At 71.4% G+C, this 609-nt stretch carries 1 protein-coding gene; it reads left to right on the forward strand.

Translation table 11 applies throughout. From position 1 onward, the window contains the following. Nucleotides 1–609 (forward strand): molybdopterin-dependent oxidoreductase (locus EJK15_RS69845; RefSeq protein WP_171075456.1); only part of this gene is annotated, 609 nt, incomplete at both ends.

The following is a 609-nucleotide window of genomic DNA, read 5'->3' on the forward strand; positions in this document are numbered from 1 at the left end:
GCCGCTGGAACCTCGACCTGCACGGCGCGAGCCCCGCGCTGACCCTGTTCGACCGATCCGAGCGCGCAGTCGCCGTCGACCTGCCGCGCTTCGACGAAGGCGCCACCGAGGGCGGCTCCGTCATGCGCCGCGGCGTGCCGGTGACCGAGGTGGCCGGCACGCTCGTCACGACGGTGTTCGACCTGCTCATGGCGCAGTACGGCGTGGCCCGCGACCTGCCAGGCGAGTGGCCGGCCGGCTACGAGGACGCCTCGCAGCCGTACACGCCGGCGTGGGCGGAGGAGATCACCTCGGTCCCGGCCGCGACGATCGCCAGGATCGGCCGCGAGTTCGCCCGAAATGCCGAGGTCACCGAGGGCCGCTCGATGATCGCGATGGGTGCGGGCACCAACCACTGGTTCCACTCCGACCAGATCTACCGCTCGTTCCTGACGCTGGTGCTGCTGACCGGCTGCCAGGGCGTCAACGGCGGCGGCTGGGCGCACTACGTCGGCCAGGAGAAAGTCCGCCCGATCACCGGCTTCCAGCACCTGGCCTTCGCCTTCGACTGGCAGCGGCCCACGAGGCACATGGCCGGCACCGCGTTCTGGTACCTGGCCACCGACCAGT

It is taken from the genome of Nonomuraea basaltis, from assembly GCF_005893125.1.
Lineage (GTDB): Bacteria > Actinomycetota > Actinomycetes > Streptosporangiales > Streptosporangiaceae > Nonomuraea > Nonomuraea basaltis.